Genomic DNA, 459 nt, shown 5'->3' with positions numbered 1-459 from the left:
GTTCGTCATTAAGCGGCGTCAGCCAGCCGGCTGTTTTACTGGTATTCGTCACCAGCACACCTCCTGTTAGTTATTGCAATGAAAAGCAAATTGCAGGCAGCAGAAAAGCGGATGAAAAGATTTCATCCGTCGGGATATAACGCTTATTAAGGCTGACACTGCTGGCGAATATAATCCTGTAATCCCGCTATCTGAATGCGGGCCGTCGCTATTCTTTCTCTGAGAGTGAAATAATACCGTTGAGCGGCGTCAGTAAGTCGGGGGCCGGCTGCATCAGCCACGCCGACGGCGCGGGCCGTGGAGGCGCTGTGGCAGCTGGCGGCGAGCTGCAGCCTGCGCTGGCCAGCAGCAACATCATGCTCAAGCTGGCCAGCGTTTTCCCTGGCCTGTTGCAGTTGCGAAACATATTTTTTATCCATAGCGGCCGCGGCGTTAAGCCGTTGCTGTAGCGTATTAACC

1 protein-coding gene is annotated in these 459 nt (G+C 54.2%); it reads right to left on the bottom strand.

Features of this window, described 5'->3' with window-relative positions; all coding sequences use genetic code 11:
• Positions 1-146: 146 nt before the first annotated feature.
• A partial coding sequence (locus AB4091_RS21895) for a lysis system i-spanin subunit Rz (RefSeq protein ID WP_442295027.1) occupies positions 147-459 on the bottom strand: 313 nt, incomplete at its 5' end.

The organism is Terrabacter sp. 2RAF25, from assembly GCF_052115265.1.
In the GTDB taxonomy this organism is placed as follows: Bacteria; Actinomycetota; Actinomycetes; order Actinomycetales; family Dermatophilaceae; genus Terrabacter.
Note: the sequence above shows the minus strand (reverse complement) of the source record. Positions and strands in the feature narration are given on the sequence as shown.